This is a genomic window from Methanocalculus sp. (assembly GCF_030651615.1).
Classification (GTDB): Archaea; Halobacteriota; Methanomicrobia; order Methanomicrobiales; family Methanocorpusculaceae; genus Methanocalculus.
Genome location: NZ_JAUSCG010000092.1, coordinates 1 through 7386, shown reverse-complemented (window position 1 = coordinate 7386; position 7386 = coordinate 1). Strand labels below are relative to the sequence as shown.

General features: G+C 50.9%; 9 protein-coding genes. 4 read left to right on the top strand and 5 right to left on the bottom strand.

Annotated elements, in window-relative coordinates; all coding sequences use genetic code 11:
* Positions 1-201: methylated-DNA--[protein]-cysteine S-methyltransferase (locus tag Q7V06_RS03915; protein ID WP_304838401.1), on the top strand; the 201-nt coding region annotated here is incomplete at its 5' end.
* A 13-nt stretch (positions 202-214) separates the two neighbouring features.
* Positions 215-814, top strand: coding sequence for a molybdenum cofactor guanylyltransferase (locus tag Q7V06_RS03910; RefSeq protein ID WP_304838398.1), 600 nt, complete (start codon positions 215-217; stop codon positions 812-814).
* A 2-nt stretch (positions 815-816) separates the two neighbouring features.
* On the opposite strand, the gene Q7V06_RS03905 is transcribed toward Q7V06_RS03910, so the two are convergent.
* Together Q7V06_RS03905 and Q7V06_RS03900 are read right to left on the bottom strand one after the other, a co-directional pair.
* On the bottom strand, positions 817-1584 hold the full coding sequence (locus tag Q7V06_RS03905) for a dihydroorotate dehydrogenase electron transfer subunit (RefSeq protein ID WP_304838395.1): 768 nt from the start codon (positions 1582-1584) through the stop codon (positions 817-819).
* Entirely contained in the window at positions 1577-2464 is an 888-nt protein-coding gene (locus Q7V06_RS03900) for a dihydroorotate dehydrogenase (protein WP_304838392.1), read from the bottom strand. Before Q7V06_RS03900 ends, Q7V06_RS03905 begins: the two co-directional genes overlap by 8 nt.
* A gap of 51 nt (positions 2465-2515) precedes the next feature.
* On the opposite strand from Q7V06_RS03900, the gene Q7V06_RS03895 reads away from it, so the two are divergent.
* Positions 2516-3388 (top strand): malate dehydrogenase, encoded by an 873-nt coding sequence (locus tag Q7V06_RS03895; protein WP_304838389.1) that lies wholly within the window; start codon positions 2516-2518, stop codon positions 3386-3388.
* Complete coding sequence (locus Q7V06_RS03890; RefSeq protein ID WP_304838386.1) at positions 3375-5780, top strand: DNA-directed DNA polymerase; 2406 nt, start codon at positions 3375-3377, stop codon at positions 5778-5780. The genes Q7V06_RS03895 and Q7V06_RS03890 overlap by 14 nt, the downstream gene beginning before the upstream one ends.
* Here Q7V06_RS03890 and Q7V06_RS03885 read toward each other — a convergent pair.
* From Q7V06_RS03885 to Q7V06_RS03875, 3 genes are all read right to left on the bottom strand, one after another.
* Complete coding sequence (locus Q7V06_RS03885; protein WP_304838382.1) at positions 5775-6425, bottom strand: small multi-drug export protein; 651 nt, start codon at positions 6423-6425, stop codon at positions 5775-5777. The genes Q7V06_RS03890 and Q7V06_RS03885 overlap by 6 nt on opposite strands.
* A gap of 44 nt (positions 6426-6469) precedes the next feature.
* Positions 6470-6892 (bottom strand): S-adenosylmethionine decarboxylase, encoded by a 423-nt coding sequence (speD, locus tag Q7V06_RS03880; protein WP_304838379.1) that lies wholly within the window; start codon positions 6890-6892, stop codon positions 6470-6472.
* Between the two features lie 307 nt (positions 6893-7199).
* Positions 7200-7386, bottom strand: a 187-nt coding sequence (locus Q7V06_RS03875) for a hypothetical protein (RefSeq protein WP_304838377.1), incomplete at its 5' end; no start/stop codon positions are given.

Here is a 7386-nt window from a genome sequence, read left to right as displayed (position 1 = left end):
GCAGTTGCCGGAACGCATCCAAGGGTCATTGGTGGCGCACTCCGGAGAAACCCGACACCGATTATTATCCCATGCCACAGAGTTGTTGGAAAGAAAGAGATCGGTGGATTTACCCCCGATCCGGCGATAAAGGCAGAGCTCCTTAACCTTGAAGCAGGACCGATAAAAAAAGGCAGGCTTAACAGCAATAGATTCAAATAAAAACCATACGAGCATGCCGGAGAAGAGGACAGCGCTTATCCTGGTCGGGGGAGAGGCGAAACGATCAGGCGGAAAGGAGAAGTACTTCTTCAATTATAAGGGCAGATCCTTCCTCTCGTACCTGATTGAGGCATTATCACCCGTAACAGATGAGATCATCATCGTCGCCCGTGATCATGACCAGTGCAGCAGGTTTGAAGAGATCCCCGGCATCAGAACCATAACCGATCAGGTGCGTGGCATCGGCCCCCTTGGCGGCATTCTTGCAGGTGTCGACGAGGCAGAAGGTGAACTCCTCTTCATCACTGCATGTGATATGCCCTGTATCCGGTCCGACGTTGTTACATATCTCTTCTCGGTGATTGAAGACCATGACGCGGCTGTCCCCTGCTGGAATGAGGAGATGTTTGAGCCTCTTCATGCAGTTTACCGGAGGACTGCCCTGAAAGAGTTCCTCACCACTCACAGCTCGCTCTCACTCAGGGCAATGGTCCGGGGGATACATACCCGGTATGTTCAGATTGACGAGATTAAATCGATCGATCCGAACCTTGCGACCTTCACCAATATCAATGATCTCGCTGAGCTTGAGGCAATCAACGGATCAAAGTGAGATCAGGGTCGCTTCTTCTGTCCACTCGCATCACGTGCATACGTTCCAAACTCAGAGTTCAGTAGCCGATCCCCGGTGAAGACCGGGCCATCCCTGCAGACCCGTAACCCCTCAGGGTCGATCGAACATGATCCGCAGACCCCGATACCGCACTTCATGTACCGGTGAAGCGAGAACTGGCCGTGGGAGGCGATCCCTGCTCTCTCAAGCCGGTCGAGAATACCTTTCATCATCATCTCGGGGCCGCAGACGCAGATCGTGTCGTATGATACGAGATCAATATCCTGATCAAGCACTCCTGTTACAAACCCATGATAACCTTCAGAACCGTCATCGGTTGCTATCCTGAGATCTGTGATATCCTCCAGTTGATGAGCAAAAACAAGCTCGCGTTCTGTCCGTGCGCCAAGGATGAAGGTCTTCACCGATCCCTCCTTTGCCAGTGGATATAGCGGCACAACACCAACACCGCCTCCAATCGCGAGCACCCGGCCACGGGGAGTGAACCCGTTTCCAAATGGCCCGCGTATGCCGAACGAATCACCTACTTTCAGCTTTGTGAGTGCTTCGGTCGCCTCACCGACCCGTTGAACCGTGATTGAGTTTGCAGATGAGAAACCCATCGGAACCTCATCGACCCCCGGAACCCAGACCATACAGAACTGACCCGGACGGATGGTAAAGGAGTGATCGAAACGGATCGTCCTGACAGTCGGCGTCTCTTCATCTATCTCTGTCACCTTAACGGTGATTGGCATACCGTCATGCATGAGCGCACCCCACGATCTCACCGGCCGGAGAACCATCATCCGCATAGAGTGCTTCTCCAATTCGTTCAAAGATCCCGATGTCATCGCAGACCGCAGATCCGATCTGAACAGCAGATGCTCCTGCCATCATCATCTCGATCACATCCTCAGCAGAAGAGATGCCTCCGCAGCCGATGATCGGAATCGAGCAGGCGTCATAGAGATCATACACACAGCGGAGCGCAATCGGAAAGATCATCTTCCCGGAGAGACCTCCGAATCTGTTCCCAAGTACCGGGCGGCGGAGGTTAATTGAGATCCTCATCGCCCTGACGGTGTTTACAGCAACAATCGCAGTTGCACCGCCTTCCTCTGCGGCTCTGCCGATCACACCGATATCTGTGACATTTGGTGTCAGTTTCACCCAGGTCGGAAGACCGAAGGCCGCCACCTCTTCGGTGCATGCTCTGACAACGCCCGGATCAGATCCGATCGAGGCACCATACCCTTCAGCATGCGGACAGGAGAGGTTCAGTTCATATCCGGCAGCAATTCCCTCAAACCAGGAGGCGACCTCGCGAAACTCTTCCGGCATCCCACCGAAGATGCTCACAATAACGGGTCTGTCTTTCAGTGGGGTCAGTTCATTCACAAAGTCGCGTGAGGGATTTGGCAGCCCCATCGCATTTAAGAGACCACCTTCAAGCGGAATCAGGCAGGGCCCGGCATGCCCTGACTTTGGTTGTGGACCTATGGACTTAGTAACAACCCCACCTGCACCAAGCCTGAGCATACGGGCAAGCGATGCACCTGTTGTTCCGAGGACACCAGCTGCCAGGATGAGGTGATTTTCAAGGTTGACCCCGCCGACGGTCACGGAGCCCTTCTGAAGCATGATCATCCATTGAAATTGGTTCTGTTTAATAATGAGCATACCCCATAGTACTCTGTTATGACAAGCCTTGCAGTGCTTGGAGTCGGGCGTATCGGGGGCGAAACTGCCTTTGTGGCTTCTGCCCTTGGGATTGTTGATGAACTGATCCTTGCAGACAGTTATGAACCGCTCCTCCGCGCCCAGGTTCTCGATCTCTCTCACACTCCGCTTGATATCCCGATCACAACGGATCGGTCGCGGATTTCTGAGGCTGACATCTGTCTCTTTGCCGCAGGGTCACCACGAAATCCATCAATCAAAACACGGGCGGATCTCTTCGATGCAAATCTGCCGGTTGCAGAGATATGCAGTAAGTACCTGAAGGGCTTCACCGGTTCTCTCATCTGCGTCACAAACCCAATGGATATATTCTGCTACTATTTTGCAGAGATGCTTGAAATCCCACGGGAGCATTGCATCGGATTTGGGGGCCAGCTCGACTCCCGCAGGTTTGAAATTGCAGTACGGGAGCGTGGGATTAGAGGACCTGCATGGGTGCTTGGAGAGCATGGAGAACATCAGGTGCCGCTCTTCTCTCACCTCGACACTCCGGTTCCGGAAGCAGAGCGCGAAGAGATCCTCACCGGACTTCGGAGATCAAGCATGGATGTGATACAGGGCAAAGGCGGTACAGCTTTTGGCCCTGCACTCCATATCGCTGAGCTGATCCGTCTGCTCACAGGTGAAAAGAAGGAGACGATCACCTGCGCCCTCTCACTCAGAGGTGAATACGGGTTTTCAGATTGTGCAATGGGAGTTCCGGCTGAGGTCTCCCGTGCCGGTGCGAAGGTGATCGAGGGCTGGCCACTTGATGCATGGGAGGAGAAACACCTGAATAACGCAGGTGAGTTTGTCCAGTCACTCTGCCGGAGACTTGATGTCAGGTCATGAGATCGCCGTCATTCAGGTCGAATATAGCAATGCCCCAGGCGGCCCACTGATTCATATATTCGGACGAAAGAAGGATGGATGCGCAGTTGCCGTTGATGTAACCGGATTCAGACCATATTTCTATGTCCCTGTTGAAGAGGCGGATCGGGGACATCACCCCGATACCATTGAGGTCTCTGATATCAGGTCAAAGACGATCAAAGGGGAAGAGGTCGTCCGTCTCTATACGAAGAGACCAACGGATGTCAGGGAGGTCCGTGAGCGATATCACCATTATGAGGCGGATATCCCGTTTGCCACCCGTTTCATGATCGACTGTGGTGTAACCGGAGGGGTAATTGTCCCCGATACAACCGTCGGTTATACACAGATACGGCCAGCTGATGTGGAAGCACCAGCCCGTGTCTGTTTTCTTGATATCGAATGCGACGATTCTGAAGGTTTTCCTGAACCTGAGAAGCAGCCGATCTTCTGCATCACCTGCCATGACTCTTTCGACTCCAGGTATACCACATTTCTTCTTGCCTCATCCGAGTCTCTGACAGACCCGGATGCTGAAGTGAAGAATGGAGGGTATAAAAACGGGTGCTTCTCAGAGGGGAAGCATACGATCTGCACCTACCCTGATGAGCGGTCGATGCTTCTTGCCTTCATCGCACATATCAAAAAGACAAATCCGGATATCATCAGCGGGTGGAACGTCCTCGACTTCGATGTTCCCTACATCATGAAGCGTATTTCGACGCTTGGTATGAATCCGACGGACCTCTCACGCATCCCCGGACAGACTGAGCGAAATGCGATCCGGGGACGCGTCATCTTCGATCTCCTTGCTGCATACAAGAAGATGCAGGGGTCACAGAAAGAGTCCTATCGTCTGGATGCGATTGCAGAAGATGAACTTGGCGAGCGGAAGGTCAGATACACGGGGACGGTCTCTGATCTCTGGAAGAAGGATCCGGTGAAGCTGATCGAGTATAACTATAAAGATGTCGAGCTCTGTGTCGGGATCGATGCGAAGAATACGATCATCAGATTCTATCAGGAGATCGCACGGTACGTCGGCTGCCCGCTTGATCGGACTTTAAACTCATCAAATGTGATCGACATCTACATTCTGAGAAAGGCGGCCGGAAACTTCGTGCTTCCATCAAAGGGGAACGCTGTTGCTGACGAGTTTGAAGGGGCAACGGTCTTTGAACCGGCAACCGGTCTTCGTGAGAATGTCATCGTCCTCGATCTGAAGTCTCTCTACCCGATGGCGATGATGACGTTAAATGCCTCACCTGAGACAAAGGATCCGGAAGGTGAGATCAGAGCTCCGAATGGAATCCGGTTCAGACGGTCACCTGACGGGCTTACACGAAGTATCATCGCCGAACTTCTGCAGGAGAGGGATGAGAAGAAGCGGATCAGAAATACTTTTGAGTACGGATCGAATGACTACATCCTCTATGATCTCCAGCAGAATGTGCTGAAGGTGATCATGAACACCTACTATGGCGTCTCAGGATATGCCCGGTTCCGGCTCTATGATCGCGAGATTGGATCTGCCGTCACCTCGGTTGGCCGGGCGATCATCGGGCATACGCGGGATCTGATCGCAGGGAAGGGGTATGATGTCCTGTATGGGGATACCGACTCCTGTTTTGTCCAGCTCCCTCCAAATGATATCGAAACCACAATTAAAATCGCACGCGAGATAGAAGGTGAACTGAATGCGAGCTTTGGGTCTTTTGCACGGGACAGTTTGAATACTGACACCAATTATTTCTCGATAAAATTTGAGAAGGTGTACAGGCGGTTCTTCCAGGCAGGAAAGAAGAAGCGGTATGCAGGCCACCTCATCTGGAAAGAGGGATCAACCGTTGATCAGATCGATATTGTCGGTTTTGAGATGCGAAGATCTGATTCTCCACAGATAACGAAGATCGTCCAGAAGACGGTGATGGAGATGATCCTGATGGGTGAAGACTTCGACTCGATCAAAGAATATCTCGGAGAGGTGATCAAGCATTACCGGGCGGGTCGATGTTCTCTTGAGGATGCCGGTATCCCCGGCGGGATCGGAAAACACCTCGCCGACTATGATACAAAAGATGCGCAGGTTCGTGGGGCGATCTACTCAAACACCTATCTGAAGACGGATTTTAAGAAAGGGAGCAAACCCAAACGGGTATACATTAAGAATGTGACGAGCACATACCCAAAGACCGACGTTCTCTGCTTTGAGTATGCCGATCAGGTGCCGCCCGAGTTTGTGATTGACTGGGAGACGATGCTTGAGAAGACGGTGAAAGGACCCATCTCACGGATTTTAGAGGGGCTTCTCTGGGACTGGTCAGATATTGACCCTCAGAATACGACGCTTGCGATGTTTGGGATCTCATAGTCTCCGCCTCCGAATCGCCCGATAGGATAGGTACCCGATAATAAAGGCAAGTATGCCGATGAACATAATTGCCAGTCCGATCGCAATATTTCCAATCAGGAAGATGCGGAGGGCATCTGATCCGAGTGCCATCCCAAATGATCCGATCACCCCTCCCGTCACCATGATCCAGAAGACCTTCCATGGTGAAATCCCAATGAGTCTCCCGATAATCGATCCCATCAGGGAACCGGCACCCTGGATCGGAAGAGTGACATACATAAGAAGGGTGGCAGCAGTAAACCGCTCCATCCAGGGATTCTCTGCCAGGAGAGACTCGACTTTTGATATGAGATCCACCATATAGGACCCGATCCCTGGAAGACCAAAGAGATACCTGAAGTTCCATGCCATGAAAAGGGCGCCAAGCGTATCGATCAGAAAGATTGTAAAACCTGCATACCACCAGGGCAGACCCGCAACTATTGCTATTGGTATCACCCATCTCCCGATTGGGGAGACGAGATAGGCGACAATCACCGAGAGAAGTGTTATGAAGAGGAACGTCGGCAGAAGAAACGATGATAGAACGATATAGATCAGAAGGAGAAGAAATGGAACTAACGCCCCAATGAAGGGATATGTATCCTGATCCGGTACCTGCACAGATCAGGATTAGAGGGGCTGCACAATAAATATGCGTAAAAAAATCAGATTGAGCGGAAGAAGACCGTCGTCTTGATCTCCTCTGCTCCAAAGAACTTCTTACAAAATTCTGCTGTAATCTGCGGCGGGTATTCTCTGCAGCTAAATATGTCGAGGTATGCACTGTTGGTGTCGTTTGCAAAGTGTCCTGAGATACAGGAGGTCTCGATGAGCTGTACAAGTGAGTATCCTGCAACACGGTCATTTGGACCGAAGTTGACGATGAGTGGTTCACCGAAGCGCTTCATGTTGATGAGATCACAGACCTCAACGATGAACTGGTGAATCAGCTTTGGGTCGCGGATCGCATCAGGGTTGCAATTCTTGAGATCAATTGCTGTACAGAGGCCCCACATGTTCTCCTCTTTGTAACGGTTCATGATCTCTACGTCGGATAATTCTTTTGATATCTGCATGGTCTGGGTCATGGGTGTCGTATCTCCTTTATTGGATACTAATAGGTTGCAAAGTTCAGTATTTAAATGTTTTTGTTGAGTAAATCCATTATAATCAGCTATTTATCGCCTCAGACAGTTTATTTTGGTCAAAATTGCTTATTTTGAGTTTAAAAGTGTTTAAACGCGAAATAGGCATCTAATTTCGAATAAATTTAGAAAAGCTCAATTTTGCCATCGATAAAAAAAACAGGTAATTTCAGGTCATGCGCTTTCTGAAAGCTCATTGAGTATATAAAGGGTGGTGTGTATTTCTGAATCTCGCCGGACGGATTTTACCTCACTCCAGCCCCGGTATCTGACCGAATGCATCCACATATGACCTCTTCGCAACAGGATTTCCCTTGATGATCCGTTTCGTCGTCTGGATAAAGGCCGGGGATGCCCCTTCCTTAAGGAGAGCATTGAGGATGCTCATAAGAGGGAGATGGTGTTCTGCATCCATCAGATCGATATGGGAGAAGGTT

Excerpts from the sequence above, each read along its gene's own strand:
- Q7V06_RS03895 (WP_304838389.1), top strand. The coding sequence starts at position 2,516 with ATGACAAGCCTTGCAGTGCTTGGAGTCGGGCGTATCGGGGGCGAAACT.
- Q7V06_RS03910 (WP_304838398.1), top strand. The coding sequence starts at position 215 with ATGCCGGAGAAGAGGACAGCGCTTATCCTGGTCGGGGGAGAGGCGAAA.
- Q7V06_RS03890 (WP_304838386.1), top strand. The coding sequence starts at position 3,375 with ATGTCAGGTCATGAGATCGCCGTCATTCAGGTCGAATATAGCAATGCC.
- Q7V06_RS03900 (WP_304838392.1), bottom strand. The coding sequence starts at position 2,464 with ATGATCATGCTTCAGAAGGGCTCCGTGACCGTCGGCGGGGTCAACCTT.
- Q7V06_RS03905 (WP_304838395.1), bottom strand. The coding sequence starts at position 1,584 with ATGCATGACGGTATGCCAATCACCGTTAAGGTGACAGAGATAGATGAA.
- speD (WP_304838379.1), bottom strand. The coding sequence starts at position 6,892 with ATGACCCAGACCATGCAGATATCAAAAGAATTATCCGACGTAGAGATC.